General features: G+C 73.6%; 24 protein-coding genes. 4 read left to right on the plus strand and 20 right to left on the minus strand.

The annotated features are described in order from the left end of the window. Position 1: 1 nt before the first annotated feature. From CTE05_RS16090 to mraZ, 15 genes are all read right to left on the minus strand, one after another. Positions 2-496, minus strand: a complete 495-nt coding sequence (locus CTE05_RS16090) for a cell division protein SepF (protein WP_146847320.1) — start codon at positions 494-496, stop codon at positions 2-4. 142 nt (positions 497-638) lie between these two features. Beyond that, positions 639-1,415, minus strand: a complete 777-nt coding sequence (gene pgeF, locus CTE05_RS16095; RefSeq protein WP_146847321.1) for a peptidoglycan editing factor PgeF — start codon at positions 1,413-1,415, stop codon at positions 639-641. Further along, positions 1,412-2,674 carry a cell division protein FtsZ gene (ftsZ, locus tag CTE05_RS16100; RefSeq protein ID WP_146847322.1) on the minus strand — a complete coding sequence of 421 codons (1,263 nt, stop codon included), beginning with the start codon at positions 2,672-2,674 and terminating at the stop codon, positions 1,412-1,414. Before ftsZ ends, pgeF begins: the two co-directional genes overlap by 4 nt. 211 nt (positions 2,675-2,885) lie before the next feature. Then, complete coding sequence (locus CTE05_RS16105) at positions 2,886-3,893, minus strand: cell division protein FtsQ/DivIB (RefSeq protein ID WP_146847323.1); 1,008 nt, start codon at positions 3,891-3,893, stop codon at positions 2,886-2,888. Then, complete coding sequence (gene murC, locus CTE05_RS16110) at positions 3,890-5,308, minus strand: UDP-N-acetylmuramate--L-alanine ligase (RefSeq protein WP_146847324.1); 1,419 nt, start codon at positions 5,306-5,308, stop codon at positions 3,890-3,892. Before murC ends, CTE05_RS16105 begins: the two co-directional genes overlap by 4 nt. Beyond that, positions 5,305-6,441: an undecaprenyldiphospho-muramoylpentapeptide beta-N-acetylglucosaminyltransferase gene (gene murG, locus CTE05_RS16115; RefSeq protein WP_146847325.1), complete on the minus strand. Its 1,137-nt coding sequence runs from the start codon at positions 6,439-6,441 to the stop codon at positions 5,305-5,307. The genes murC and murG overlap by 4 nt, the downstream gene beginning before the upstream one ends. Continuing rightward, positions 6,434-7,678, minus strand: a complete 1,245-nt coding sequence (gene ftsW, locus CTE05_RS16120; protein ID WP_146847326.1) for a putative lipid II flippase FtsW — start codon at positions 7,676-7,678, stop codon at positions 6,434-6,436. Before ftsW ends, murG begins: the two co-directional genes overlap by 8 nt. A gap of 19 nt (positions 7,679-7,697) precedes the next feature. Beyond that, the gene (gene murD, locus CTE05_RS16125) at positions 7,698-9,134 is read right to left on the minus strand and encodes a UDP-N-acetylmuramoyl-L-alanine--D-glutamate ligase (protein WP_146847327.1); all 1,437 of its coding nucleotides are present in this window, start codon (positions 9,132-9,134) and stop codon (positions 7,698-7,700) included. Continuing rightward, positions 9,135-10,217 carry a phospho-N-acetylmuramoyl-pentapeptide-transferase gene (gene mraY / locus CTE05_RS16130; RefSeq protein WP_146847328.1) on the minus strand — a complete coding sequence of 361 codons (1,083 nt, stop codon included), beginning with the start codon at positions 10,215-10,217 and terminating at the stop codon, positions 9,135-9,137. It lies immediately after the preceding gene. Further along, positions 10,214-11,665, minus strand: coding sequence for a UDP-N-acetylmuramoyl-tripeptide--D-alanyl-D-alanine ligase (locus CTE05_RS16135; RefSeq protein ID WP_146847329.1), 1,452 nt, complete (start codon positions 11,663-11,665; stop codon positions 10,214-10,216). Before CTE05_RS16135 ends, mraY begins: the two co-directional genes overlap by 4 nt. Further along, entirely contained in the window at positions 11,662-13,239 is a 1,578-nt protein-coding gene (locus CTE05_RS16140) for a UDP-N-acetylmuramoyl-L-alanyl-D-glutamate--2,6-diaminopimelate ligase (protein WP_146847330.1), read from the minus strand. The genes CTE05_RS16135 and CTE05_RS16140 overlap by 4 nt, the downstream gene beginning before the upstream one ends. A gap of 49 nt (positions 13,240-13,288) precedes the next feature. Beyond that, on the minus strand, positions 13,289-15,190 hold the full coding sequence (locus CTE05_RS16145) for a peptidoglycan D,D-transpeptidase FtsI family protein (RefSeq protein WP_146847331.1): 1,902 nt from the start codon (positions 15,188-15,190) through the stop codon (positions 13,289-13,291). After that, positions 15,187-15,612, minus strand: a complete 426-nt coding sequence (gene ftsL / locus CTE05_RS16150) for a cell division protein FtsL (RefSeq protein WP_146847332.1) — start codon at positions 15,610-15,612, stop codon at positions 15,187-15,189. Before ftsL ends, CTE05_RS16145 begins: the two co-directional genes overlap by 4 nt. Continuing rightward, positions 15,609-16,631 carry a 16S rRNA (cytosine(1402)-N(4))-methyltransferase RsmH gene (gene rsmH / locus CTE05_RS16155; RefSeq protein WP_146847333.1) on the minus strand — a complete coding sequence of 341 codons (1,023 nt, stop codon included), beginning with the start codon at positions 16,629-16,631 and terminating at the stop codon, positions 15,609-15,611. The genes ftsL and rsmH overlap by 4 nt, the downstream gene beginning before the upstream one ends. A 154-nt stretch (positions 16,632-16,785) precedes the next feature. Next, positions 16,786-17,262 carry a division/cell wall cluster transcriptional repressor MraZ gene (gene mraZ, locus CTE05_RS16160; protein WP_055921977.1) on the minus strand — a complete coding sequence of 159 codons (477 nt, stop codon included), beginning with the start codon at positions 17,260-17,262 and terminating at the stop codon, positions 16,786-16,788. 370 nt (positions 17,263-17,632) lie between these two features. Here mraZ and CTE05_RS16165 point away from each other — a divergent pair, with 370 nt between their 5' ends. The 3 genes from CTE05_RS16165 to CTE05_RS16175 are packed head-to-tail and all read left to right on the plus strand — an operon-like array spanning position 17,633 to position 22,166. Beyond that, the gene (locus CTE05_RS16165; protein WP_146847334.1) at positions 17,633-18,634 is read left to right on the plus strand and encodes an AAA family ATPase; all 1,002 of its coding nucleotides are present in this window, start codon (positions 17,633-17,635) and stop codon (positions 18,632-18,634) included. Continuing rightward, positions 18,634-19,884, plus strand: a complete 1,251-nt coding sequence (locus CTE05_RS16170; RefSeq protein WP_146847335.1) for a DUF58 domain-containing protein — start codon at positions 18,634-18,636, stop codon at positions 19,882-19,884. Before CTE05_RS16165 ends, CTE05_RS16170 begins: the two co-directional genes overlap by 1 nt. Beyond that, on the plus strand, positions 19,881-22,166 hold the full coding sequence (locus CTE05_RS16175; protein WP_146847336.1) for a transglutaminase TgpA family protein: 2,286 nt from the start codon (positions 19,881-19,883) through the stop codon (positions 22,164-22,166). Before CTE05_RS16170 ends, CTE05_RS16175 begins: the two co-directional genes overlap by 4 nt. On the opposite strand, the gene CTE05_RS16180 is transcribed toward CTE05_RS16175, so the two are convergent. From CTE05_RS16180 to CTE05_RS16190, 3 genes are read right to left on the minus strand one after another with little or no spacing between them, the layout of a single operon-like run. Further along, on the minus strand, positions 22,111-22,548 hold the full coding sequence (locus tag CTE05_RS16180) for an SCO2097 family morphological protein (RefSeq protein ID WP_146847337.1): 438 nt from the start codon (positions 22,546-22,548) through the stop codon (positions 22,111-22,113). The two genes, CTE05_RS16175 and CTE05_RS16180, sit on opposite strands and share 56 nt — an antisense overlap. 40 nt (positions 22,549-22,588) lie before the next feature. Continuing rightward, the gene (gene dinB / locus CTE05_RS16185) at positions 22,589-23,860 is read right to left on the minus strand and encodes a DNA polymerase IV (protein ID WP_146847338.1); all 1,272 of its coding nucleotides are present in this window, start codon (positions 23,858-23,860) and stop codon (positions 22,589-22,591) included. A gap of 46 nt (positions 23,861-23,906) precedes the next feature. Then, positions 23,907-24,374 carry an SAV_6107 family HEPN domain-containing protein gene (locus tag CTE05_RS16190; protein ID WP_186814899.1) on the minus strand — a complete coding sequence of 156 codons (468 nt, stop codon included), beginning with the start codon at positions 24,372-24,374 and terminating at the stop codon, positions 23,907-23,909. A 111-nt stretch (positions 24,375-24,485) separates the two neighbouring features. Between CTE05_RS16190 and CTE05_RS16195 the strand changes: the two genes are divergently transcribed. Then, on the plus strand, positions 24,486-25,364 hold the full coding sequence (locus tag CTE05_RS16195; RefSeq protein ID WP_146847339.1) for a spermidine synthase: 879 nt from the start codon (positions 24,486-24,488) through the stop codon (positions 25,362-25,364). A gap of 45 nt (positions 25,365-25,409) precedes the next feature. Here CTE05_RS16195 and CTE05_RS16200 read toward each other — a convergent pair whose 3' ends face one another. Both CTE05_RS16200 and CTE05_RS16205 read right to left on the minus strand, forming a co-directional pair. Beyond that, complete coding sequence (locus CTE05_RS16200) at positions 25,410-25,613, minus strand: cold-shock protein (RefSeq protein WP_055921997.1); 204 nt, start codon at positions 25,611-25,613, stop codon at positions 25,410-25,412. A gap of 259 nt (positions 25,614-25,872) precedes the next feature. Continuing rightward, complete coding sequence (locus tag CTE05_RS16205) at positions 25,873-26,808, minus strand: PAC2 family protein (RefSeq protein WP_146847340.1); 936 nt, start codon at positions 26,806-26,808, stop codon at positions 25,873-25,875. Between the last annotated feature and the right edge of the window lie 34 nt (positions 26,809-26,842).

The raw sequence follows: 26,842 nt of genomic DNA on the forward strand, positions 1-26,842 counted from the left end.
GTCAGCTCTGGTTGTAGAAGCCCGCGCGCGTCGGCGGCTCGGCGACGGGGCCGGCGGCCTCACCAGCAACCTCGACGTGGGCGGGCGAGAGCAGGAACACCTTGCTTGTCACACGCTCGATCGCGCCGTGCAGCCCGAAGATCAGGCCCGCGGAGAAGTCGACGAGACGCTTGGCGTCCGCGTCGTCCATGTCCGTGAGGTTCATGATGACGGGAGTGCCCTCGCGGAACGCCTCACCGATCTTGCGGGCGTCGTTGTAGGAGCGCGGGTGGATCGTGGTGATCCGCCGGAGCTCGCCGGCGACGGGAGCGGCCTGCGGCGCAGCCTGCGTGGGCAGGCTCGTGCGCGTCGGCCGGTGCAGCGGCGTGACCTGGGCCTCGTACTCCTGCGGCACCGCGACCTCCTGGTCGTCGAACTCCTCGAGGTACTCCTCGTGCTCCGACCGGTCGTCGGCCAGGCCGAGGTACAGCATCGTCTTGCGCAGCGCTCCGGCCATCGCGTTGGCTCCCTCCCCGGATCTCTCCGGACCATCCCGGAGCCCGTGCCGGTCCAGCCGACGACGATGGGCTCCCTCTGCCGGTCACGCTAGCAACGCCCGTGTTCCGCCCGCCTCGCGACACGCCCGACAACCTCGCCCTTCACCTCGGATCGGTCGCCGCGGCGGGCCGCACGACCCCGGCGAACCGGCCCGTGCGCTGCGAGCGCCGGAACGAGAACAGCGCCGGGTCGGTCCAGGTGTCCCTCGCCAGGTGCGTGACGTGCACGACGCCCGCCGCGTCCAGCACCGCGGCGACCCCGGCGGGCAGGTCGAGCGCCGGCGTGCCCCACGACGTCGTCGCCCGTGCTCGCGGGAGGACGGAGGCGACCTCGTCCTGCAGAGCGGCGGGCACCTCGTAGGACTGTCCCGCGATCGCGGGACCGATCGCGGCGCGCAGGCGCTCGACGGACGCGCCCTGCTCCACCATCGTCGCGAGCGCCGCCTCGACGACGCCGGCCACCAGTCCTCGGCGCCCGGCGTGCACGGCGGCCACGACCCCCGCCTGGGGGTCGGCGAGGAGGAGCGGGACGCAGTCGGCCACGAGCACGGCCACCGCCACGTCGGGCGAGACGGACACCAGCGCGTCGGCCTCGCCCACGGACACCGTGCCGGGTGCGGGCGGCTGCGACAGGACCACGACCCCGGGACCGTGCACCTGCGTCGCGTACGCCACGGCCGCGCCGGCCCACCGTTCGAGACCGGCCCGGTTGCGGTCCACGGCCGACGGGTCGTCGCCGACCGCGTAGCCGAGGTTCAGCGCGTCGTACGGCGGCCGGCTGACACCGCCTCGTCGCGTGCTGAAGCCCGCCCGCACGCCCGCGCCGAGGTCGACCTCGACGACGGGCGGGACGTCGGTCCCGGGCTGCGGTCCGGTCACTTGAGGAAGTCGGGCACGTCCAGCTCGTCGCGGTCACGGTCGCGGCGGGGGGCGTCCTCCGTGAAGATCCGGGGCACCTCCAGCGCACCGGTGATGGGCGTCGGCTCGGCCTCGGTGGACAGGAACGCCGGGACGTCGGGCTGCGTCGTGGGGGCAGCGTGGTTCTGCGTGTACGAGCCGACGGGGACCAGCTGCTCCTCGGGGTCGAGGACCGGGCGGGGCGCCGGGACGCGCGGAGCCACCGACGGCACCTGCCGCGCGGGGCTGCCGCTGATCTGCCCGAGCGCGCGCGCGTCGCGGCGGACGGTCGGCGAGCCCGAGTCGAAGCCGGCCGCGATCACGGTGACGCGCACCTCGTCGCCGAGGGCGTCGTCGATCACCGCACCGAAGATGATGTTGGCCTCGGGGTGCGCGGCCTCCTGGACCAGGCGCGCCGCCTCGTTGATCTCGAACAGTCCGAGGTCCGAACCACCCTGGATGGACAGCAGCACCCCGTGGGCACCGTCGATGCTGGCCTCGAGCAGCGGCGACGAGATCGCCATCTCCGCAGCCTGGACGGCACGGTCGTCGCCACGCGCGAAGCCGATCCCCATGAGGGCCGAGCCGGCGCCCTGCATGACCGACTTCACGTCGGCGAAGTCGAGGTTGATGAGGCCCGGCGTCGTGATCAGGTCCGTGATGCCCTGGACACCCGACAGCAGCACCTGGTCGGCCGAGTGGAACGCGTCGAGCACCGAGACGGACCGGTCGGAGATCTGCAGCAGCCGGTCGTTGGGGATGACGATGAGGGTGTCGACCTCGGCGCGCAGCGCCTCGATGCCCGAGTCGGCCTGCACGGAACGGCGGCGGCCCTCGAACGTGAACGGCCGCGTCACCACACCGATGGTCAGGGCGCCGAGCGAACGGGCGATCCGGGCCACCACCGGCGCGCCACCGGTGCCGGTGCCGCCACCCTCGCCCGCGGTGACGAAGACCATGTCGGCGCCCCGCAGGACGTCCTCGATCTCGTCCTTGTGGTCCTCCGCCGCCTTCTTGCCGACCTCGGGGTCGGCGCCGGCGCCGAGACCCCGGGTGAGCTCGCGGCCGACGTCGAGCTTGACGTCCGCGTCCGACATGAGCAGGGCCTGGGCGTCGGTGTTGACGGCGATGAACTCGACACCCTTGAGGCCGACCTCGATCATGCGGTTCACGGCGTTGACGCCGCCGCCGCCGATGCCGACGACCTTGATGACCGCCAGGTAGTTCTGCGGAGCTGCCACGGTGGGTGCCTCTCGTTCTGTGCCGGTCGCGGCCGGGGCCACGGGGTCCGTCCGCGTCCCGCACGGCGGCGGACGAGCGTCGGGGTGAAACCTTCACCCTCTACTTGAGGGTTATAGTTATGTCAGGTGCGTTGTCAGTGCGTGACGCTAGGTGCCACCCGGACCTCGATCAACGACCGCGCCGCGCGTGTCGGGACTTGTCGACGAAACTTCACTTCGTGACGGGCAGCCGGGGCGCGGACACGTCGATGACCGTCGCGCCGGCGGCCGCCGGGGAGGCCCGGAGCGCGGAGAGCACCGCGATCTTCAGGGGCGTCTCGCTGGCGCTCCCCCAGTCCACCTGCACCTGGTCGCGCAACGTCATCGTCACCGTGTCCTGCGTGCGCGCCGAGACGTCGGCGACCTGCGCGAGCAGGTCCGGGGGCAGCTGCTGGAGCACGCTCAGCACCGCACCGAGCGTCCGCTTGTCCCCCACCGGCACGTCGACCACGGGCAGCCCCTCGGGTGCCGCGTCGACACGGCCCACCTGGACGCCGTCCATGTCGAGCAGGGCGAAGCCTGCCGGCCCCGGCGTCGCCCCCGGGGTCGCCGCGTTCGGCTGCTCGGGCACCGCGGCCACGGGCTCGCGGGCGACCAGCACCACAGCGAGCCCCTGCGGCCACTCGCGCGTCACCCGCGCCTCCCGGACACCGGGCACCTCCAGCACGTCGTCGCGCAGCCGGACCGTGTCCAGGCGCGGCAGCGGCGTCGCGCCGTGCGCGCCGACGACGTCCAGCACCTGGTCGACCGCGACCACGGTCCCCGCACCCTCGACGCGCACCAGCGCCGGGTCCAGCGCGAGCACCGGGGAGAAGAACAGCAGCCACCCGAGCGCGCCGACCACGACCGTGGAACCGGAGACGAGCAGCAGCTGACGCCGCGCCAGGTTGCGACGGGCGCGCGACCGTTCGGCGAACCGCGCCACCGAGCTGGTGGACACCACGGGCGGCGCGACCGGGCCGGAGTACCGGCGCGCCCCGCCCGCGCTGTAGGTCGTGACGGCGCGGCTGAAGGGCGCAGGCTCGTCCTGCGGCACGGCGGGGGTCGGCGACGTGACGGGCTTCCCGCGGGGCACCGCCCTCGTGGCGGGCGTCGGGGACGACGGGGGCGCGCCGCGGCGCGGGGCGGCGGGCCGGCCGGCTGCCGGGGTGCGCGGACCGGCCGGGCGGGACGGGCTCATGCGCCCGGTCGCCCGCCGGCGAGCGCGTCCAGCACCACCGAGGCGAGCAGGGTCACGTCGCCGGCCCCGACCGTGAGCACGAGGTCGCCGGGGCGTGCCGCGGCGGCGACGGCCCGAGCGGCGTCGAACCGGTCGGGCACGAAGGACGCCTTGCCGGGCGTGGGGACGTTGTCCACGAGCAGGGCGCCCGTGACCGAGGGGTCGGGGTCCTCGCGCGCGGCGTACACGTCCGTGACCACCACGACGTCGGCGAGGTCGAGCGCGGCGCCGAACTCGACGGCGAAGGTGCGCGTGCGCGAGTAGAGGTGCGGCTGGAACAGTGCGACGACGCGGCCGTCGCCGACGACCGACCGGGCGCCGCGCAGCAGCGCCGCGACCTCCGTCGGGTGGTGCGAGTAGTCGTCGACCACCCGGACGCCACCGACGGTCCCGCGGTCCTCGAAGCGCCGCCCGGTCCCGCGGAACGCCGCGAGACCGTCCGCGGCGTCGGGCACCCCGAGGCGTCGCGCCGTGGCCCAGGCGGCTGCGGCGTTCAGGGCGTTGTGCGCGCCCGGGAACGCGAGCCGGACGGTGGTGGTCACGTCTCCGGCAGTGAGCTCGAACGCCCAGCGCCCGTCGTCGGCGCGCAGCTCGCCCACCCTGACGTCGGCGCCCGGTGCGACGCCGTAGGTGACCACCGTGACGTCGCGCGCCGCGAGCGGGCCGCGGACCCGGTCGACGAGTCGTGCAGCCCCTGCGTCGTCGGCACACACGACGAGCGTGCCACCGGGCCGGATGCGCTCGGTGAACCGGACGAACACGTCCTCGAACGCCTCGGCGGACCCGTAGTGGTCGAGGTGGTCCGGCTCGACGTTCGTGACGACGGCGACCAGGGGCGCGTACGCGAGGAACGAGCCGTCGGACTCGTCGGCCTCCGCGACGAACGCCGGGCCGGCGCCGTCCCGGCCACCGCCGAGCGGTCCGTCGGCGGAGAACACGGTGCCGCCGATCGCGAAGGACGGGTCGGCGCCGGCGTGCAGCAGCACGGTCGCGATCATCGCCGACGTCGTGGTCTTGCCGTGCGCGCCCGCCACCGCGACCGCGTCCCGGTCGACCATGAGCGAGGCGAGCGCCTCCGAACGGTGCAGCACCCGCAGGCCGCGCTCCCGGGCACGAGCGAGCTCCGGGTTGGACTCCCGGACCGCCGACGAGATCACGACGGTGTCGACGTCGTCGACGAGCGACGCGTCATGACCGACGTGCACGTCGACGCCCGCCTGACGAAGAGCGGGCAGCGCAGGCCCGTCGGCCGCGTCGGACCCGCTGACCGGGACACCTCGCGCGGCGAGCAGCGCCGCGACCGCGGACATCCCCGCCCCCCCGACGCCGACGAGGTGGACCCGACCGAGATCGGTCGGGCGCAGCCCGGCGGTCATGGCAGCTCCTTCTCGACCAGCCTGGCCACCCGGGCGGCGGCGTCCCGGACACCGACACCGGCGGCCGCCCTGCCCATGCGCTCCCGCGTCTCCGCCGCAGCGTCGCCGACCAGCAGGACCGGCAGGTGCGCGCGGATCCAGTCCGGGTCGAGGTCGCCGTCGTCGACCAGGAGCCCACCGCCCGCCGCGACCACGGCTGCGGCGTTCAGCCGCTGCTCGCCGTTGCCGACGGGCAGCGGGACGTACACGGCGGGGATGCCGAGGGCCGCCTGCTCGCACACCGTGCCGGCGCCGGAGCGCCCGATCACGACGTCCGCGACGGCCAGCGCGAGCTGCATCTGCGTCAGGTACTCCCGGACCTGGTACCGCTCGGCCCCGGACACCCCGACGAGCGCGGCGCGCACGGCGTCGGCCTTGCCGGCACCCGTCAGGTGCAGCACCTGCACGCCCGCCGCCAGCAGGTCCGCCGCGGCTCCCGCGACCGCGGTGTTGACGCTCACGGCGCCCAGCGAGCCACCGGACACCAGGAGCGTCGGGAGCGTGGGGTCGAGACCGAGCTCGGCGGCGGCTGCGGCGCGCGTCCCCGCGCGGTCGTCGAGGCGCTGCTCGACGAGCCGGGCGATCGGCGCGCGCAGCGGCAGGCCGGTGACCTGCGCACCGCGCAGCGCCGTGCCGGGGAACGTCACGGCGACCGAGCGCGCCCACCGGGCACCCAGCCGGTTGGCCAGGCCCGGGCGCGCGTTCTGCTCGTGGATGACGACGGGGATCCCCCGGCGGCGGGCCGCGAGGTAGGCGGGGGTCGCGACGTAGCCGCCGAACCCCACCACCACCTGTGCCCCGGACTCGTCGATCGCCGTCCCCGCAGCGCGGACCGCGTCCCGCAACCGCACCGGCAGGCGGAACCAGTCGAGGGTGGGCCGGCGCGGCAGAGGCACGCGCGGGACGACGGCCAGCGGCAGCCCGTGCTCCGGGACCAGCCGGGACTCCAGGCCCTCCGCGGTGCCGAGCACCGTCAGGCGGGCGTTCGGGTGGCGCCGCAGGAGCTCATCGGCGACGGCCAGCAGCGGGTTGACGTGCCCGGCGGTGCCGCCGCCGGCCAGCAGCACGGACGGCGCAGTCGTGCTCTCAGCCACGGGACCGCCCGATCACGGCGAGCGACCGACGGACCACGCCGGGCCGGGCGGCGAGGGCCTCCGCCGCGCCCGGCTCCGAGCGCGCGAACGAGATGAGCACCCCGAGCGCGGCCATCGTCATGATCAGTGCCGACCCCCCCGCCGAGACCAGCGGGAGCGGGATGCCGATCACGGGGGCCAGCCCGATGACGACGGCGACGTTGACCAGCGCCTGGCCGATGATCCAGCACAGGATCGCGCCGGTGGTGATCTGGACGAAGGGGTCGGTGTGCCGGCGGATCACGCGGATCATCGCGAACGCGAGGAGGCCGAACAGGCCGAGGACGAGCAGGGTGCCGATCAGTCCGAGCTCCTCGCCGAGGATCGCGAAGATGAAGTCGTTGTGGGCGGCCGGCAGGTAGGACCACTTCTCGCGGCTCTCCCCGAGGCCGAGCCCGCCCCAGCCGCCGCTGGCCAGCCCCCACCCGCCGTGCAGGGTCTGGTAGCACGACGACGCCGCGTCGCACTCGTCCGAGAGCCAGGACAGGATCCGGTCCTTGCGGTTGGTGCTGCTGACGGTGAGCAGGAACGTCAGACCGCCGGCGAGCAGTGCGGCCAGGCCGAACATCCGCATCGGCACACCGGCCACGAACAGCGCGCCCGCGACCAGCAGGATGAGCACGAGGGCGGTCCCGAGGTCGTGCCCGGCGAGGACGACGAGGATCGCGATGCCCGCCACCGGCACCGCGGGGATCATCGCGTGCTTCCACTCGCGCAGCAGCGGCAGCTTGCGGGCGAGCACGGCGCCCAGCCAGATGGCCAGCGCGAGCTTGATGGTCTCCGAGGGCTGCGCGGAGAAGCCCGGCAGGCAGACCCAGTTCTTGTTGCCGCCCTCGCCGCACCCCAGAGGCGTGAAGACCATCAGCTGGAAGACGATCCCGAACGCCAGCGCGGGCCAGGCGATCGCCTGGAAGAACCGGACGGGCGCCCGGGACAGCCCGAACAGCAGGGGCAGGCCGATGAGCGCGTACTTCGCCTGGTCGAAGAACACGGCGTAGGGCGAGTCCCCGTCGTCGAGCGACTCCACGCTCGAGCTGGACAGCACCATCACCAGGCCGATGACGAGCAGCAGCGCCGTCGCGCCGATGAGGACGTAGTAGCTGGTGACCGCGCTGTTCCACTGCCCGAGCAACGAGCTGGTGGGTGGCGCGGGCTCCGCCGGCCGGCGAGGTGCGGGGCGGGGGGTGGTGGTCGTCATCGCTCCCCCTCCCGGCGCGTCACTCGTCCCCGCCGAGCGCACGCACGGCGTCAGCGAACGCCTCCCCCCGCGCGGCGTACGACGCGAACTGGTCCATCGACGCGCAGGCGGGGGCGAGCAGCACGGTGACCGGTCCCGGCGCGCCGGGGTCGGCGGCGAGCCGCCTGGCCTCGTCCACGGCACTCGTCATCACCGGGCCAGTCTCACCGGCGTCGACCTCGACCACGGGGACCTCGGGTGCGTGTCGGGCCAGAGCGTCCCGCAGCGGTGCGCGGTCGACCCCGATCAGCACCACGGCCCGGAGGCGGTCGTGCCGGGCGGCGACGAGCTCGTCGAACTGCGCGCCCTTGGCCAGACCGCCCGCGATCCACACGACGCTGCCCGCCGGGAACGCCCCGAGGGCCGCGGCGGCCGCGTGGGCGTTCGTCGCCTTGGAGTCGTCCACGTAGGCGGCGCCGTCGACCACGGCGACGGTGGCGAGTCGGTGCTCCCCCGGCCCGTACGCGCGCAGCCCCTCGCGGACCGCCGCCGGTGTCACGCCGTGCGCGAGGGCGAGCGCGGCGGCGGCGAGCGCGTTCGCCACGACGTGCGGCGGCACCGTGCCGTCCGGACCGGCCAGCTGCGCCAGGTCGTCGAGCGTGCCCAGCTCGGCGGCATGGGTGTGCCGGAGCCGCGCGAACCCGCGGTCGACCAGCACGTCCTCGACCAGGCCGACCTGCCCGACCAGCGGCGTGCCGAGGGTGAAGCCGACGGCGACGCAGCCGTCGACGACGTCCGCCTCCCGCACCAGGCCCTCGGTCGCGGGGTCGGCGAGGTTGTACACGCACGCCACCTGGGCGCGCTCGAAGATCCGGCCCTTGTCCGCGGCGTAGGCGTCCAGGGACCCGTGCCAGTCGAGGTGGTCGGGTGCGACGTTGAGGACGGCGGCCGCCTGCGCGGACATCGACGACGTGTGGTGCAGCTGGAAGCTCGACAGCTCCACGGCGAGGACGTCGAGCGTCGGGTCGGTGGCCGCGAGGACGACGGGGGTGCCGACGTTCCCGACCGCCACGGCGTTCTCGCCCGCCGCGCGCAGGATCGACTCCAGCATGCCGACGGTGGTCGTCTTGCCGTTGGTCCCGGTGATCGCGAGCCACGGCGCCGGTCCGCCGCCGGCCGCGCGGTCGACGCGCACGTGCCACGCGAGCTCGACCTCGCTCCACACGGGCACGTCGTGCTCACGCGCGGCCACGAGGAGCGGGTGGTGCGGCGCCAGCCCCGGCGACGCGACGACGAGGTCCGCGCGGTCCAGCACGGTCCCCTCGAGGAGCTCCGCGGAGCCGATGACGTCGTCGGCGTGGTCGTCGACGGGCACCACGCGCGCGCCCCGGGATGCCAGGACCTCGACCGCGGCACGTCCGGACACCCCGAGCCCGGCGACGACCACGAGGGCGCCCTCCAGCACGAGAGACCCCACCTACCCGGCCACCCACTCGGCGTAGAAGATCCCGACGCCGAGCGCGACGAACAACCCGGCGATGATCCAGAACCGGATGACGATCGTGACCTCGCCCCACCCCGACAGCTCGAAGTGGTGGTGCAGCGGTGCCATCTTGAAGACCCGTCTCCCGGTCAGCTTGAAGAAACCGATCTGGATGACGTCCGAGAGGACGACGAGCACGAACAGGCCGCCGATGATCGCGGCGAGGATCTCCGTGCGGGACAGGATCGACAGCCCGGCGAGCGCACCACCGAGCGCGAGCGAGCCGGTGTCCCCCATGAAGATCTTGGCGGGGCTGGCGTTCCACCACAGGAACCCGAAGCACGCCCCCGTGATGGCCGCCGCCACGACCGCGAGGTCCAGCGGGTCCCGCGTCTCGTAGCAGCTCGGCCCGACGCTCTGCAGGAGCTGGCAGCTCTGGTTGAACTGCCAGACGCAGACGATGACGTACGCGCCGAACACGATGAGGGAGACGCCGGTGGCCAGGCCGTCGAGGCCGTCGGTCAGGTTGACCGCGTTCGACCACGCCGTGATCAGGAAGTTCGCCCAGATCACGAACAGGATCGTGCCGACGGTCACGCCCCAGAACGCCAGGTCCAGGTTGGTGTCGCGGATGAACGAGATCCGCGTGGACGCGGGCGTCCGGAACTTGTCGTTGGGGAACTGCAGGGCCGCGACCGCGAACGTGATGCCCACGATGCCCTGGCCGACGATCTTCCACCGCGCGTTCAGACCGAGGCTGCGCTGACGGGAGATCTTGATGAAGTCGTCGAGGAACCCGACGATGCCCAGCCCGGTCATGAGGAACAGGACCAGGACGGCCGACGCGCTCGGCGGCGTCCCGGTCGCGATGAGGCCGCCGACCCAGCCGGCCAGCGTCGCACCGATGATGACGACGCCACCCATGGTCGGGGTGCCGCGCTTGGTGAAGTGCGCGGTCGGTCCGTCCTGCCGGATGAACTGGCCGTACTGCTTGTGGATGAGGAACCGGATGAACAGGGGTGTGCCGAGCAGGGCGATGAGCATCGCGAGCCCGCCGGAGATCAGGACCGCCCTCATCGGACGCCTCCCTCGACCAGCGTGTCGCCCAGCTTCCAGAGCCCGGCGCCGTACGACGACTTCACGAGCACCACGTCACCGGGCCGCAGCTCGGACTCCAGGAAGGCCGTCGCGACGGTGAGGTCGTCCGCGAGCACGACCTCGTCGCCCCACGACCCCTCGTGGTTCGCGCCGTCGCGGATGCCCCGAGCGCCCTCGCCCACCACGATGGTCAGTCCGATGTTGAGCCGGACGCAGAGCCGCCCGATGGCGTCGTGGGCCTCGCGCGCGTCCGGGCCCAGCTCGAGCATCTCGCCGAGCACCGCGATGGAGCGCCGGTCCCGCCCGGCCAGGACGGCCAGCGCCTTGAGCGCGGCCCGCATCGAGTCCGGGTTGGCGTTGTAGGAGTCGTCGACGACCGTGACGCCGTCGGGCCGGTCGACCACGTGCATGCGGTGCGGGCTCAGGGCGTCCGCGGCGCTGAGCCCGGCGGCGACCTGGTCCAGGTCGAGCCCGACGGCGAGCGCGGCGGCCGCGGCCCCGAGGGCGTTGTGCACGTGGTGCTCGCCGACCAGCCGCAACGACACCTCGGCGGTGCGCTCGGCCTCGGCACGCTGCACGAGCGTGAACGTCGCGCGGCCGGCGCGGTCCAGGCGGACGTCCCGCACGCCGACCGTCGCATCGGGGGCGGCACCGAACGTCACGACGTCCCCGGGGGCGAGCGACGCCATCGCGGACACGCGCGGGTCGTCGGCGTTGAGGACGGCGACCCCGTCCGCCACGAGGCCCTGCACGATCTCGGCCTTCGCGACGGCGACCGCGTCGATGCCGCCGAACCCGCCGAGGTGGGCGTGCCCCACGATGAGGACCACCGCGACGTCCGGCGGCGCGATGTCGGTGAGGTAGGTGAGGTGCCCCGGACCGCTGGCGCCCATCTCGAGCACGAGGAAGCGGGTCGACTCGTCGGCGCGCAGCACGGTGAGCGGCAGGCCGATCTCGTTGTTGAACGAGCGGACCGGCGCGATCGTCGGCCCGACGCTCCCGCACAGCTGGGCCAGCAGGTCCTTGGTCGTCGTCTTGCCCACGGACCCGGTGATGCCCACGACCCGCAGGTCGCTCCCCCCGGGCTCGAGCGCAGCCTCGCGCAACCGCTCGAGGACGACGCGGGCGAGGTCGCCGAGCGCCTTCTCGACGTCGGCGACGACGACGCTCGGCAGGACGTCCCCGCCGGCCCCGACGACGTCGCGCGCGGCGAGCACGAGCGCCGCCCCGCCGGCGACCGCCACGGAGGCGTAGTCGTGGCCGTCCACGTTCTCGCCCGGCAGCGCGACGAACAGCCCACCGGTGACGTCGTCGCGCGAGTCGACCACGACGGGTCCGCTCACCACGAGGGCGGGCTCGGTGGCCGCCGCACCGCGCAGCACACCTCCGGTCGCGGCCGCGATCTCGGCCGCCGTGAGGGCGATCACGCGTGCTGCTCCCGCCGGCTGGTGCGGGCTGCGGTCAGCACGTCGCGGTCGTTGTAGCGGTGGAACACGCCGGCGATCTCCTGTGTCGGCTCGTGCCCCTTGCCCGTGATGATCACGGTGTCCTGCTCCGAGGCGAGGTCCAGGGCGTCGCGGATGGCCTGCGCACGGCTCGTCGCCTCGTGCACGTCGACCAGGTCCGGCCGTACCGACCGGACCCCGTCGAGGATGGCGGATCTGATGGCCGCCGGCTCCTCGGAACGAGGGTTCTCGTCGGTGACGACGATCACGTCGGCGAGCCGGGCGGCGATCTCGCCCATGATCGGGCGCTTGCCCTGGTCGCGGTCGCCGTCGGACCCGAAGACGAGGACGAGCCGGCCCGGGGTGATCGGGCGGACCGCGTCGAGGGCGAGGACGAGCGCGTCGGGGGTGTGCGCGTAGTCGACGATCGCGAGCGGGAAGCCGTCGCCGCGCTCGATGACCCGCTCCATGCGCCCCGGGATCTCGTGCGCGACCGCGACGGCGTCGATCGCCACGTCGAGGTCGACGCCGGCCGCGTGCGCGAGCACGATCGCCAGCGCGGCGTTCGAGACGTTCACCATGCCCGGCAGCGGGCTGTGGGCGGTGTGCAGCGCGCCGTCGGGACCGCGCAGCGTGAACGTCGACCCGACGCCGTCCAGGCCGATGTCGGCGGCGACCACGGCCCAGTCCGCGTCGTCGCCCTCGGGCTCTCCCACGTGCGTGGCGACGGACTCGACGGGGATCGGAGACTCGGCCACCAGCCGGCGGCCCCACTCGTCGTCCACCACGACCACCCCGCGACGCGCCTGACCGGTGGCGAACAGCCGGGACTTGTCCCGGAAGTACCCCTCCATGTCGCCGTGGAAGTCGAGATGGTCCCGCTGCAGGTTGGTGAACCCGACGACGTCGAACGTCAGCCCGCCGACCCGCCCGAGCGCGAGCGCGTGCGAGGACACCTCCATGGCGAGCGCCGTCGCACCTCGCTCGACCGCCAGCGCGAGGATCGCCTGCAGGGCGGGCGCCTCGACCGTGGTGCGCGGGCTCTCGACGGCGTCCTCGCCGATGCGCAGCTCGACGGTGCCGAGCACGGCGGTGGTCGCGTGCGCCGCCCGCAGCGCGGCGTCGAGGAAGTAGGCGGTGGTCGTCTTGCCGTTGGTGCCCGTCACGCCGACCGCGACGAGGTGCTCACCGGGGGCGTCGTGCGCCCAGGCGGCGACCGGCCCCGCGATCGCGCGCGGGTCGTCGGCGACCAGGACGGGGACCCGTCGGGCCAGGCCGGAGTCCTCCAGCAGCGCGGCGCCGGCCTCGTCGGTGAGGACCGCCACGGCACCCGCGTCGACCGCCTGCGAGGAGTACGCCGCGCCGTGCACGGTGAACCCCGCGACCGCGACGAACACATCACCGGCGACCACGTCGCCGCTGGCCAGGCTCACACCGGTCAGCACCGCGTCGGCCGGGAACGGTGCACCCCGCGCGACCAGGCCGAACGTGGAGACGAGGTCGGCGACCAGGTGGGCCGCGGGATGCAGCGGACGCATCCGAGCGGGGGTCGTCATGGGGAGAATCTACCCCGGACGCCGACCTCCCACGCCCGGTGCGGGTCGGTCACCACGTCGTCGGGAAGAGCGTCCCGGTGGTGCCCGACGGCGCGACACCGAGCTCGCTGAGCGTGTAGCCGGCGACGTCGCTGAACACCGGCGCCGCGACCGTGCCGCCGTAGACCGACGTCTTCGGGTTGTGCAGGATCACCGCGACCGCGATGCGCGGGTCGTCGGCGGGCGCGACGCCGATGAACGACGCCGTGATGCCCTGCACCCCACCCACCCAGTTCTGCGCCGTCCCGGTCTTGCCGGCGACCTGGTACCCGGGGATCGCCGCGTTCGAGCCGGTGCCGTCGTCGACCACGCTCTGCATCATCGTGAGCACGGTCTTGGCGGTCTCGGGCGACACCACCTGCGTCGACGCCGCCGCGGGCGCCGGCGTGTAGGTGCCGTCCGGGGACGTCCACCCCTTGACGATGTGCGGCTGCACGCGCACGCCGCCGTTGGCGATCGTCGCGAAGACCTGCGTGGCCTGCAGCGCCGTCACGGACACCGCCTGGCCGAACAGGACGGCGAACTTGTCCCGTCGCTGCCAGCTGTCCACCGGGTGCAGGATGCCCTTGGACTCCCCCGACATCTCGATCCCCGTCAGCGAGCCGAAGCCGAACTTCGCCAGGTAGTCGTACCGCGTCTGGACGGGCAGCTGCTGGCCGATCATCACGGTCCCCGTGTTCGAGGACTCCGCGAGCACCCCCGTCGTGGTGAGCCGCAGGAGGCCGTGCTCGTGGGAGTCCTTGAACGTCTCCTTCCCGTCGGGCGAGTACGTGTACGGCACCTCCCACTGCGTGTACGGGTCGGCGATCTTGTTGTCGAGGATGGCGGCCATCGTGATGACCTTGCCCGTCGACCCCGGCTCGAAGACGTCGGAGACGGCGCTGGACAGCGAGCCCGACGCCTCGCCGGGGTGGTTCGGGTCGACGGACCCCGAGTCGGCGAGCGCGTAGACCTCGCCGGTCTTCGTGTCCATGACGATGAGGGACCCGGACGACGAGCCGGTCGCGGCGACCTGCGCGTCGAGCGCGGACTGGGCCTTCCACTGGACGTCGGACAGCAGCGTGAGCTGGACGGTGTCGCCCTGCGTCGCCGGCGTGATCTCGGAGTAGCCCCCCGGGATCGCCTGGCCCTTGCGGCCGCGCTCGTAGATCTCCTGGCCGGGTGTACCGGTGAGCCGGTCGTCCAGCGACGCCTCGAGCCCGGCGAGCCCGACACCGCTGGAGTTCACGAAGCCGATGACGTTGCCCGCCAGGGTGCCGTTCGGGTAGACGCGCTCCGCGACGCGGTCGACGTTGACACCGCTCAGCCCGAGCTTGCGGATGTCGCGCGCCACCTGGGGCAGCACGTCCTTGCGGATGTACACGAACTTCCGGTCGCCCACGAGCGCGCCGCCGAGCTCGGCGGGGTTCATGTCGAGCAGGGGCGCGAGGATCGCGGCGACTCCCGCAGCACCGTCCGGGACGGGAGGGTTCTGCGTGCCCTTGAACTTCGCGACCAGCACCTGGTTCACCGAGATCTCGTACCGCTCGACGGACGTCGCCAGCGGGACGCCCTTGGCGTCGGTGATCTCGCCGCGGCTGCCGAGCAGGTTGATCGGGCTCAGCCGGGAGTTGCGCGCCTCCTCGGCGATCGCGGCGCCGCGCAGTCCCTGGACGTACACCAGGCGCCCGCCGAACACGGCGAGCGCCACGATGACCAGAGCGGCGAGGAACGCCATCCGACCGCGCGACCCCGGCTGGACGGGACCTGCGGGTGGCGTCCCGTTGCGGGTGCGCGCAGGCGGCACGACGACCGTCCGCGGACCGGCCGTCGCGCGCTGCCGTGGGACCGTCGCCCCCGCCGCGCGGTTTCCCGGCGCCAGACGACGGGTCTGCTCGGTGCGCACGCGTGGGCGCGCGACCGGTGTCGTCATCCCCCGGCTCCTGCGGGCTCGGGGACGCCCTGCACGCTTCCGTCCGACAGCCGCAGCCACCCCGTGCCGTTCGTCGGGACCATGCCGAGCGCGGTCGCCGCCGCGGCGAGCTGGGTGGGAGAGGCCTTGGCGTCGAGCTGCGCCGTGAGGTCCTGCTGGTCCTGGTTCAGCCGACCCAGCTCGTTGGACAGGTCGTACCTGTCGTACGCGCTGGCTGCCATCGAGGTGTTGAGGAGCAGCGCCGACAGGAGCGCTCCGGCGAGGACGGCCATGCAGGCAAGGATGAACGGCACGCGCGTCCGTGCGTGCTCCGGCGCGCGGACGACACGCAACCGGGGTGCCGGCGCGGTGCTCCCCGTGGTCGGGCGCGGGCGGGACGGTGCCGGGTAGGCAGTTGCTCGGGCAGCGGTCTGGGCGCTCATGCTGCCCTCCTTCCGGTCTGGCGTGGCTTGAGGTGGTCGGGCGTGTGACGGACGCGCTCGGCGGCGCGGAGCCGGACCGACTGCGAACGGGGGTTGTGCGCGATCTCGGCCTCGTCGGCCTCCTCGGCACCGCGGGTCACGAGGCGCAGGAACGGGGCGTGGGTCTCGGGCACGACGGGCAGGTCGGGCGGGGCGCTCGACGTCGCTCCGACGGCGAGCGCCCGCTTGACCGCGCGGTCCTCGAGCGAGTGGTACGCCTCGACGACGATCCGGCCGCCCACGGCGAGCGCCTCGATCGACTGCGGGAGCGCACGCTCCAGCACCTCGATCTCGCCGTTCACCTCGATCCGCAGTGCCTGGAACGTGCGCTTGGCCGGGTTGCCGCCGGTCTTGCGGGTCGCCGCGGGGATGTTGGCGCGCACGATGCTCACCAGCTCCCCCGTGCGCTCCAGCGGTCGCCGTGCGCGCTGCGCGACGATCGCCCGGGCGATGCGCGGCGCGAACCGCTCCTCGCCGTAGACCCGCAGGATCCGCGCGAGGTCGCGCTCGTCGTAGGTGTTGAGGACGTCCGCCGCGGTCTGCCCCGTCGTGGCGTCCATGCGCATGTCGAGCGGCGCGTCGGCCGAGTAGGAGAAGCCGCGCTCGCGCTCGTCGAGCTGCAGCGAGGAGACACCGAGGTCCATGAGCACGCCCTGCACCGCCGGGATGCCCAGCCGGTCGAGGACGTCGTTGATCTCGTCGTAGACGGCGTGCACACCGGTGAAGCGGTCACCGAACGGCGCCAGCCTGCGGCCCGCGAGGTCGAGCGCCTGCGTGTCCCGGTCCAGCCCGACGACGCGGACGTGCGGGAACGCCTGCAGCACGCCCTCGGTGTGGCCGCCCATGCCGAGCGTCGAGTCCACCATCACGGGGTTCTCGACGTCGAACGCGGGGGCCAGCAGGTCGAGGCAGCGCTGCAGCAGCACCGGGGTGTGCCGGGAGGCGGCTTCCGACGAGTGGTCGGTCGTGTCGTCATTCATCGCTGCTCCCCTCCCCAGGTGGCACGGATGCATGTGGTCAGGCGGCCCCTCCGCCGTCCGACCAGATCCCCCACCGACCCTCTGACGCCGGGGAAGTGCGTCAGAGATTCGGGAGGAGGTCTGGCCGGGCGGTGCTGCGTCCGGGGCCTGATCTCTAGAACGGACCGTTCGGGAAGACCTCCTCCGCGGTGTCGGCGTACCCGGCCTCCTGCTCGGCCAGGTACGTCTCCCACGCGGTGAGGTCCCAGATCTCGACCCGGGTACCGGTGCCGATGACGGCGACGTCGCGCTCCAGCCCCGCGTACTTGCGGAGCATCGGCGGGATGGAGATGCGTCCCTGCTTGTCGGGCAGCTCGTCGCTGGCACCGGACAGGAAGACGCGCAGGTAGTCGCGAGCCTGACGGCTGGTCACGGGGGCCTGCCGGAGCTGGTCGTGCATGCGCTGGAACTCCTGCATCGGGAGCAGGAAGAGGCAGCGCTCCTGGCCGCGGGTCATGACCAGACCCGGGGCGAGCTGACCGCGGAACTTGGCCGGGAGGATGAGCCGGCCCTTCTCGTCGAGACGCGGGGTGTACGTGCCCAGAAAGGGCGCGAAGGAGCCGAAGACGCCGGCGGACGACTCATGCGTCACCCCGCCTCCCTCCGGTCCTCGCTGCTGCTGCTGGTGTGGGTTTTCCCCTCCTCACCACGTGCCTCCACGCTACTCCACTTCACTCCACCAGCAACCGGAGATTCCCACTATTCACCCGATCGTAGGGATATAACTGCAGGTCACAGCGGTGGTGCAGAGTGGAGGGAGATTCGGTGCGCACGGCGTACCGGGGCGTGTCGACGCGCAGTTCAGAGGCCAGATCCGGGAGGGATCGGACGAATCCCCCTGGCCCGTCGACCGGGTGCGCGCTGCGCCGCGCGGGTGGTGGAGGGAAGTGGGGGGCCGGTGGGCGATGAACTCCTGCCGCCCGACCTTTACGATCGGACCCAGATCCGCCAAAGGAGGCGTCATGCTGCAGGCCGTCCCGTCCACGAGTGAGCTCGAGGACGTCGTCGACACCACCCGTCGGATGCGCGCCGCCGTGGAAGGGGTCGTGACCGGTCGTCCCGAGCTCGTCCGCGTGACCGTGGCCGTGCTCCTCGCGGAGGGGCACCTCCTCCTCGAGGACGTGCCGGGGGTCGGCAAGACGACGCTCGCCAAGGCGCTGGCCAAGACGATCGACTGCACGGTCGGACGGATCCAGTTCACGCCCGACCTGCTGCCGTCGGACCTCACCGGGGTCAACATCTTCCGGTCGCAGACGCACGAGTTCGAGTTCCGTCCCGGCCCCGTCTTCGCGCACGTCGTCATCGGCGACGAGATCAACCGCGCCTCCCCCAAGACGCAGTCGGCGCTGCTGGAGTGCATGCAGGAGGCGCAGGCCACCGTCGACGGCCGCACCTACCCGCTGCCTCGGCCCTTCCTCGTCGTCGCCACCCAGAACCCGGTCGAGATGGAGGGCACCTACCCTCTGCCCGAGGCGCAGCGCGACCGGTTCATGGCCCGGCTGACGGTCGGCTATCCGAGCATCGAGTCCGAGCTGGACATGCTCGACCTGCAGGAGACCTCCGACCCCCTCGACACCCTGCGGCCCGTCACCGACGCCGCACAGGTGAAGGCCCTCATCGAGACCGCCCGCCGGCTCTTCGCGGCACCGGGCATCAAGCGGTACGTCGTCGACCTCGTGACCGCGACCCGCGAGGACCCGGGCCTGCGTCTCGGTGCGTCGCCGCGAGCGGCCATCCAGCTCCTGCGCGCGGCCAAGGCGCTGGCCGCCATGGACGGGCGCGACCACGTGCTGCCCGACGACGTCCAGCAGCTCGGCGTGCCCGTGCTCGCGCACCGCCTCCTGCCCAGCACCGAGTCCCGCCTGTCCGGGCGCAGCACGTCCGACATCGTCACCGACATCCTCGACCGGGTCCCGCTCCCGTCCGCGGCGGCCACCGCGCGCTCGCGTCGCGCGATCGGCTGATGCGCCTTCGTCCGACACCCCGCGGGATCGCCCTCGGTGTCGCGGGCATCGTGGCGCTGCAGCTCGGCGTCGTCCTCGGGGCGGTCGACCTGGTCCGCATCGGCACGCTCGCGCTGCTGCTGGTCGTGGGCGCAGCCGTCGCCGTCGGCGTGCTCGACCCGGGGCGGGGCAAGCACCGGCTCAGCGTGCTGCGGCACGCCGTCCCGAACCCCGTGCACGCGGGTGACGAGGCGCTGATCGAGGTCGTGATCACGGCGACCGACCCCGCCGCCCGCGTCCGGCTCGCCGGGCTCAAGTTCGCCGAGCAGGCGGCCACCGAGCTCTCCGGCGGCCGACCTCTGCGTGCGCGGGTGACCCGTGCCCCGCGCCGGGTCACCGTCACGTACTCGGTGCAGGCCGCCCGCCGCGGCCGGTGGCCGCTCGGTCCGCTCGTCGTGACCCGCGGCGACCCGTTCGGCGTGGTGCGCACCTCCGCCACGCTGGGCGAGCAGGCCGAGGTCTCGGTGTGGCCGGCCGTCGTCCCGCTGCCCACCCCGAGCGACGTGCTGGTCGGCGAGCCCGACCGCGTCGCCCTGGGCGCGCGGAGCCCGTCGACCGACGACGCGTCCCTGCGCGACTACCGCGAGGGCGACGACCTGCGGCGCGTGCACTGGAGCAGCAGCGCCCGCAAGGGTGCCCTCATGGTCCGGTCCGACGAGCGCGCCGGGATGCGCCCCGTCTCGGTGCTCCTGGACCTGCCCGCCCGCGCGGCGAGCCTGGAGTGGTCGATCTCCTTGGCCGCGTCCATGTCGCTGGCCATGCTCGACGGCGGGCACCCCGTGCGCCTGGTCAGCGGCGGGCGCGACACCACAGTGGCCGCGTCCGGCTTCACCTTCGTCCACGACCGCTCCGGCCCCGGCGCCCGCAGCGCCCTGCTCGACCGCACCATCGACCTGGAGGCTCCCCGCTCGGCCGTCCAGGGTGAGGCCGCGCTGGTCTCCGCGGCGCACCTCCTGCACACCACCGAGGCGGGCGGCGAGATCGTGCTCGCGGTGCTGGGCCCGCTCGGCGCGTCCGCACGTGCCGCGCTCGCCCACGTGGCCGACAACGCCCTCGCCTGGGCCGTCGTCCGGGCCGACACCCCGGCGCAGGAGGCGGAGGCGGAGCACACCGTCAAGGCGCTGCGCCGTGCCGGCTGGCGGGCGTGCCGGGTGACGCCCGGCGAACCGGTCGTCGACTGCTGGCTGCGCCTCCTGGGGTCCGCCCAGTGACCGGCCGCGCGCAACGCATCCCCCGCGGCCCGCGGTCCGCGCTGGGCTCGGCCCTGTGCGCCGCCGCGACCTGCGCGAGCCTGTTCGCGCTCACCGGCCTGATCGTGCGCGGCAGCTGGCTCGTCGCCACCTGGCTCATCGTCCTCGTCGTCGCCGCGGTCGTGATCGGCGTCCGCGCCGTGACCCGCTCCTGGTGGGCCCCCACGCTCGCCGGCACGATCGTCTCGGTCGGCATCGTCCTCGTCCGGTACGGAGCGCCCCCCGGTCGCCTCCAGGTGCTGCCCGACGCGGACTCGCTGGACCGGACCCTGGCCACCGCGCGCGAGGGTGTCGCGGTCATCAACGCGTCCCTCGTGCCGATGGTCGGCGTGCGGCCCACCGAGCTCCTCGTCGTCGTCGGCGCCGTCGCCGTCTTCCTGCTCGCCGACCTCCTCGCGATCGGGCTCGGCGTGCCCGCGCTGTCCGGGCTCGCGTACGCCGCTCTCTGGACGCCCGCGATCGTCCTCGGCTTCCCCGCCAGCGGTTGGTCCATCGCCTGGACCAGCCTGTTCTACCTGCTCCTGCTCGCCCTCAGCGCCGCTCCCGCCTCCGCGCACAGCGACCAGGGGCGGCGGGCCGGCGTCGCGGTCCTGTCCGCGGTGTCGCTGATCGTGGCCACGCTCATCGCCGGTCCCGCGGTCGCCGCGTTCCCGGGCTGGGCGACCATGAGCATGCCCAGCTTCGGCACCGGCCCCGTGGGACCCATGTCCCTGAGCGACAACCTCGACCTGCGCGAGAGCCTGGGCACGCGGTCGGGCCAGATCGTGCTGCGGTACTCCGTCACGCCCGTGGAGGCCGAGCCGGCAGCGGACCCCACCCCCTCGCCCAGCGCATCGAGCCCCGCGGTGGTCTCGGCCAACGAGGTCGGGCCGCTGCGTGCCTTCACGCTCACCACGTTCGACGGCAACACGTGGGACCGTGCCGACTCGCTCGAGCTGACCACCTGGGACCCCGGGACCCTGCTGGCGTCGGACCCCGAGATCCGCGGGTCGACACCCGACGCGCGCCGCGGCTCGCTCGCGAACGTCCAGGTCGAGGTCGCCAACCTGCGCGAACGCCGCCTGCCCGTGAGCACCTTCCCCCGCACCGTCGACGTCAGCGGCGGGTGGGAGTACGACGCCGCCCGCGACGAGGTCGTCGGCCGGCGCGGCACGTTCGACGGCATGACGTACGGGATGCAGGTGGAGATCCCCTCGCTCACCAAGGAGGACCTCGCCGGTGCCGAGGTCGGAGACCCCGGCGACGACGGCGCCTCCCTCGCGGTGCCCGAGACGACGCACTCGCAGGACGTCGCCGACCTGGCACGCGAGCTCACCGCCGACGCCTCGAGCCCGTACGAGCAGGCCATGGCGCTCCAGACGTACTTCCGCGCGACGTCGAACTTCACCTACGACACGCGCGTCGCGCCGTCGCGGTCCGACGACGCCGTGTGGGACTTCGTGCAGTCGACCCGCGGGTACTGCGTGCAGTTCGCCACCTCGATGGCGATCATGGCCCGCACCCTCGACATCCCCGCGCGCGTCGCGGTCGGGTTCCTGCCCGGCGAGTCCGACCGCAACGGCAGCTACGTGGTCTCCGGCCAGCGGTCGCACGCGTGGCCGGAGCTGTACTTCGAGGACTACGGCTGGGTCCGGTTCGAACCGACCCCCGCCGTGCAGACGAGCGCACCGCCGCGCTGGGCAGACCCGTTCACGGGGGTGTCCGCGCCCGACAGCCAGCCCGACGAGGCCATCCCCGCGCCTGCGTCCAGCGCCACGTCGTCGAGCGCTCCGGGTGGACAGTCGTCGTCGACCGGCACGCAGGACGAGGAGCAGGCGTGGCTGCCGGTCGCGATCACCGTCGCGATCGTGCTGGCGGTCGCCTCGCTCGGCCTGGCGCTCGTCCGGCGCCGCAGCCTGCTGCGCGCCGACCTGACCCCCGAGCGTGCGTGGCTGCGCGCCCGACGCCGGCTCGGTGCCCGAGGTGTCACCTGGACCGACGCCGACTCACCGCGGACCGTCGTCGCGTCGGTGCACGAGCAGCTGCGGCAGGCGGCAGGCGCCCCGCTGACCGGGACCTCCGCCGAGGCGCTGGAGTCGCTGGCCAGGACCGTGGAGCGCGAGCGCTACGCGCGGGTCCAGCCCGAGGTCGACCCCGCCGTTCTGGCCGGGTGGGTCGACGAGATGATGAGGGGAGTCGAGAGCCTGCTCAGCGACCGCTCTCGCCGCGGCGCCGTTCCCAGCGCTCCTCGAGACGAGACATGAAGCTCGACTTCTGACGGGCCGACGGCGTCGTCGGCTTCACCTGTCCGTCGCTCTGCACGACGCCGCGCGGCCCGGAGCGGTGCCCGGACGAGCGGTGCGGTGCGGCGAACGCGAAGGCCACGGCCGCGAACATCACGACGAAGCCGATGACACCGAGCCACGGCAGGCTGTTCGCGGCACCGAGCACGAGAAGGAGCAGGCTGTTCGCGGCACCGAGCACGAGAAGGAGCAGGCCGAGGGACGCACCGACTCCCGCGATGACGTACCGGCCGAACGGGCGGTGCCCGCGCTGGGTCAGCGTGTTCGCGAGCCGAGGATCGTCAGAGGTCAACTGCCGTTCCATCTGCTCGAGCACGCGCTGCTCGTACTCGGAGAGAGGCATCCTGACCCCCGTTGTCAGCTATGTGGACCTGTCTTCCGGCTCAGGATAGATCCGCCGGAACGATGGTGGTAGTCGAGCGGGAGGATACTCCACCTGCCTGGGAGGCTCCGGCCCCGACCGGGCCACCCTGGAGTCCTTCGCACAGCTCCTCGAGGGCGCTCTCCGCGTCCCACCGGGCCCGCACCGGCGCGTCCGACGCCTCGTCGAGCGAGGGCTGCCGGATGCCCGACGCCACCCGGGACAACCCGTCGGCACGCACGCCGACGAGCCGGACTCGTGCACCCCGCAGGTCGACCCCGGCCACCAGTCCACGGGCCGCGAGGAACAGCTCCCGGCCGCCGTCCGTCGGCGTCACCAAGGTGCGCGAGCGCGTGAGCGTGCGCCGGTCGCTGGTGCGGATCTTCACGGTGATCGTGCGGCTGACCAGGCCGTTCGCGCGCAACCGGACCGCACACCGGTCCGCCAGCTCCTGGGCCTTCTCCTCGACCACGGCGAGGTCCGCGACCGCGGTCGCGAAGGACTCCTCGGCCCCGATCGACGCCGGCTCGAGACCCGGGCTGACCGGGCGCGGGTCCCTCCCCCACGCCAGGTCGACCAGGTGCGCGCCCGCGAGCCTGCCGACCGCGAGCTGGACGACGGCCGCGTCGGCGTCCGCCAGGTCGGCGACCGTCCTGATCCCCCTGCGCGCCAGAGCAGCCTCCCTCTTTTCACCCACGCTCCCGAGCGCCCCGACGGGCAGGTCCCGCAGGAAGCCGACGGCCGCCGCGCGAGGGACCAGGAGGACACCGTCGGGCTTGGCCTGACCGGACGCCAGCCGGGCGACGAGCTTGGTCGAGCCGATCCCCACGGAGCACGTGAGGCCGAACCGCTCCCGGACCTGACGGCGGAGCAGGTCGGCGATGACCGTGGGCGGTCCCCACCGCCGGCGCGCTCCCCCGACGTCCAGGAACGCCCCGTCGACACCGGCCTGCTCGACCAGCGGAGTGATGTCGCCGAGGACCCGCATGACTCCCTTCGACACCTCGCGGTACGCGTGATGGTCGGGCGGGACGACCACTGCCTGCGGGCACCGCTGCAACGCCGTCGCCATCGACAGCTCCGGGTGCACGCCGAACGCCCTCGCCTCGTAGGTGGCCGCGACGACGACACCGGTCGCGCTGCCGACGACGACCGGCAGCCCACGCAGCTGCGGACGGCGGGCAAGCTCCACGGACGCGACGAACGCGTCGAGGTCGACGTGCAGGATCGAGCAGCCGGCCTCGTCGTGACCCCGGTCCTGCTCGGTGCGTGCCGACCGGGGTGCGCGGTTCATGGCGCCGCGGGGTCGTCGTCGGACCGGTGCGGTCCTGCGTCGGCGCTCACGACGCCCGCTGGACGCGCATGCTCAGCGTCCGACCGGCGACAGCGTCCGCCCCGCCGTGCACCAGCTCGCGAGCCGCGTCGACGAAGTCCTCCGCGGCGCACACCGCCTCCTCGGCCCGTGCGGGACCGACCAGCTCGAACCGTCCGGCGTCCACCGCGGCACGCAGGGCCGCGGCCTCCGCGAAGTAGGTCGACCACGAGCCCAGCTCCGGCGCGACCACGCCGAGCATGCTCCAGACCGTGCGCGGCGCACGCCGCCCCGACGGCGTCCCCCGGGCGGCCACCACCGCGGCCCCCGCGCGCAGAGCCGCGAGGTGGGCGTGCGAGAGCTGCTCCCACGGCTCGGAGGAGAACTGCGCGGCCACGAGCTCGGCGTCGGCACGGCCGAGCAGCTCGACGACGCGCGAAGGCAGGGGCGCCGCAGTCGACTCTCGGGAGCCCTGCCGCTCGAGCTGCTGCTGCATCTCGCCGTCCCCTCTCTGCGCTGTCGATCCCGTCCGTCCAGTATCGAACAGGTGTTCGATCCCGTCAAGCGCCGGCGTGAGTGCCGGCGTGAGCGCCGTAGCGTGGGAGCCATGGCTGCCCGCGACCGCTCCGCCCGACGCAGCACAGCCTCGCACCGGCCACCCACACGCAGCCCTGCCCGCGGCCTGTGGCCGACCGGCCCGGTGACCATCCCCACCGGCACCGTCGAGCTGGTCCGCGACCTCGACGACCCCGACGGCGTGACCGTCCTGGTCAACGGCGTGCCGAGCTCGTACCTCGACCTGGCCGACCCGACACGGCTCGTGTTCGAGTACATGCAGCAGATGGCGGCCGTCATCGACCGGGTCGGCGACGCCGGCGGACCGCTGGACGTCGTCCACCTCGGCGCGGCCGGGTGCGCGCTCGCCCGTGCGGTGGACGCGGCACGCCCCGGGTCACGACAGCTGGCGGTCGAGCTCGACACCGTGCTGCCGGAGCTGGTGCGCGGCTGGTTCGACCTGCCGCGCTCCCCCGCCCTGCGGATCCGGGCGGGCGACGCCCGGACGGAGCTGTCGAGGCTGCCCGACGGGTCCGCGGACGTCGTCGTCCGCGACGTCTTCGCCGGCGACACCACCCCCGACCACGTCCGGACGCGGGAGATGGTCGCCCAGGTCGCACGCGTGCTGCGCCCCGGCGGCGTTTACCTGGCCAACTGTGCCGACCGACCACCTCTGGCCGGCGCGAAGGCGGAGGGTGCCACCCTGCGGGACGCCTTCGCCGACGTGGCGGTGATCGCGGAGCCAGGGCTGCTCCGGGGCCGGGGCTACGGGAACGTCGTCCTGGTGGCCACCGACGACCTCGACCTCCTCGGCTCGGCGCCTCTCGCACGGGCCGTCCGCAGCCTGCCCGCGCCCGCGCGCCTGCTGCACGGGGACGAGGTCACCGCGTTCGTCGGGAACGCCGCACCGCTGCGGGACCCGCAGGCATGACGAAGGGCCGCACCCGGAACGGGTACGGCCCTTCGGGACGTCAGATCAGATCGGGCGGACGCTCTCGGCCTGCGGCCCCTTGGCGCCCTGCGTGATCTCGAACTCGACGCGCTGGCCCTCGTCGAGGCTGCGGTAGCCCGAGGAGTCGATCGCGGAGTAGTGGACGAAGACGTCGGCACCGCCGCCGTCCTGGGCGATGAACCCGAAGCCCTTCTCAGCGTTGAACCACTTGACAGCACCCTGTGCCATGTTCGTTTCCTTCTGTCCCACCGGTGACGGCGCGGACCTTCTGCCTACGCCGTGCCGCAATGCCTCACGTCCTGCACCGGGTGGCCCAGCCGAGGACGACTGGTCGGAACCGACCCCCGGGCCGAAGCCCAGATGACGACGCCGGTCAAGCGAGTACGTCACTGCAACGTGTGCATCCTTCCATCGGGCGCGTGACCAGCGCCACGATTTCGCCCTTCCGGCTCACACGGTTTGACAACGATCTGGTAAAGGTCGGGTCTCAGGCCGGACCGCTGTCGTCACCCTGCTGCGCCAGGAAGCGCTCGAACTCCGCGCCGAGCTCGTCCGCGGTCGGCAGCTCGGTCGATCCCGCGAGCAGGCTCGTGCGCCCGATGTTGCGCGTGAACGAGTCGTACTGCTCCTCGAGGGCGTGCACGACGGCCGCGACGTCCTCCGAGCCCGTCACCTGGCGGTCGATCTCGTGCATCGCCTCGTCCGCCGCCGCGGTCAGTGCCGCGACCTGCAGGTCGAGACCGGTCGCACGCTCGACGTTGGACAGGGCCGCCTGGCTCGCCTGCGGGAAGGCCGACTGCGCGAGGTAGTGCGGCACGTGCACCGCGAACCCGACCGCGTCGTGGCCCGACTGGCCGAGACGCAGCTCGAGCAGCGCGCTCGCGCTGGCGGGGACCTGCACCGTGCCGAACCAGGAGGTGTGGTCGGCGACGAGCTCGGGACGCGTGGCGTGCGCCGTGACCGACAGGGGGCGCGTGTGCGGGATCCCCATGGGGATCCCGTGCACGCCGACGGTCAGCGGCACGTCGAACCGCTCGACGATCTGCCGGACCGCGGCCACGTACCGCTCCCACTGCACGTCGGGCTCGACGCCGTGCAGGAGCAGGAACGGGACCCCCGCGGCGTCCTGGACGAGGTCGACGACGAGCTCGGGCTCCGCGTACGACGACCAGGTGGTCTGGTCGAACGTCATCACGGGTCGTCGCGACCGGTAGTCCAGCAGCTGGTCGACGTCGAACGTCGCCAGACGCGTCGTCGGCAGCTCCTCGACCAGGTGCTCGGCGGCCAGCTGGCCGGCGTTGCCCGCGTCCACGAACCCGCGCACCGCGTGCACGAGGACGGGACCGGCGCCGTTCACCGTCCGCGCCTCGACCTGGGCGGCGACCTCGGGGTCGACGTCGTAGATCTCGCTCGGGTTCAGCATGGGTGTGCGCTCACTTCCGTCCGGGTTACCGGGA

The sequence above is a fragment of the Cellulomonas terrae genome, from assembly GCF_007990265.1.
GTDB lineage: Bacteria > Actinomycetota > Actinomycetes > Actinomycetales > Cellulomonadaceae > Cellulomonas > Cellulomonas terrae.

What these genes read in the sequence shown, in the direction of transcription:
- CTE05_RS16140 (WP_146847330.1), bottom strand. Translation starts at nt 13,239, where the DNA reads ATGACGACCCCCGCTCGGATGCGTCCGCTGCATCCCGCGGCCCACCTG.
- CTE05_RS16170 (WP_146847335.1), top strand. Translation starts at nt 18,634, where the DNA reads ATGCGCCTTCGTCCGACACCCCGCGGGATCGCCCTCGGTGTCGCGGGC.
- CTE05_RS16165 (WP_146847334.1), top strand. Translation starts at nt 17,633, where the DNA reads ATGCTGCAGGCCGTCCCGTCCACGAGTGAGCTCGAGGACGTCGTCGAC.
- CTE05_RS16105 (WP_146847323.1), bottom strand. Translation starts at nt 3,893, where the DNA reads ATGAGCCCGTCCCGCCCGGCCGGTCCGCGCACCCCGGCAGCCGGCCGG.
- CTE05_RS16145 (WP_146847331.1), bottom strand. Translation starts at nt 15,190, where the DNA reads ATGACGACACCGGTCGCGCGCCCACGCGTGCGCACCGAGCAGACCCGT.
- dinB (WP_146847338.1), bottom strand. Translation starts at nt 23,860, where the DNA reads ATGAACCGCGCACCCCGGTCGGCACGCACCGAGCAGGACCGGGGTCAC.
- CTE05_RS16180 (WP_146847337.1), bottom strand. Translation starts at nt 22,548, where the DNA reads ATGCCTCTCTCCGAGTACGAGCAGCGCGTGCTCGAGCAGATGGAACGG.
- rsmH (WP_146847333.1), bottom strand. Translation starts at nt 16,631, where the DNA reads ATGAATGACGACACGACCGACCACTCGTCGGAAGCCGCCTCCCGGCAC.
- CTE05_RS16205 (WP_146847340.1), bottom strand. Translation starts at nt 26,808, where the DNA reads ATGCTGAACCCGAGCGAGATCTACGACGTCGACCCCGAGGTCGCCGCC.
- mraY (WP_146847328.1), bottom strand. Translation starts at nt 10,217, where the DNA reads ATGAGGGCGGTCCTGATCTCCGGCGGGCTCGCGATGCTCATCGCCCTG.
- CTE05_RS16200 (WP_055921997.1), bottom strand. Translation starts at nt 25,613, where the DNA reads ATGGCACAGGGTGCTGTCAAGTGGTTCAACGCTGAGAAGGGCTTCGGG.
- CTE05_RS16190 (WP_186814899.1), bottom strand. Translation starts at nt 24,374, where the DNA reads ATGCAGCAGCAGCTCGAGCGGCAGGGCTCCCGAGAGTCGACTGCGGCG.
- CTE05_RS16195 (WP_146847339.1), top strand. Translation starts at nt 24,486, where the DNA reads ATGGCTGCCCGCGACCGCTCCGCCCGACGCAGCACAGCCTCGCACCGG.
- ftsW (WP_146847326.1), bottom strand. Translation starts at nt 7,678, where the DNA reads ATGACGACCACCACCCCCCGCCCCGCACCTCGCCGGCCGGCGGAGCCC.
- murC (WP_146847324.1), bottom strand. Translation starts at nt 5,308, where the DNA reads ATGACCGCCGGGCTGCGCCCGACCGATCTCGGTCGGGTCCACCTCGTC.
- ftsL (WP_146847332.1), bottom strand. Translation starts at nt 15,612, where the DNA reads ATGAGCGCCCAGACCGCTGCCCGAGCAACTGCCTACCCGGCACCGTCC.
- CTE05_RS16090 (WP_146847320.1), bottom strand. Translation starts at nt 496, where the DNA reads ATGGCCGGAGCGCTGCGCAAGACGATGCTGTACCTCGGCCTGGCCGAC.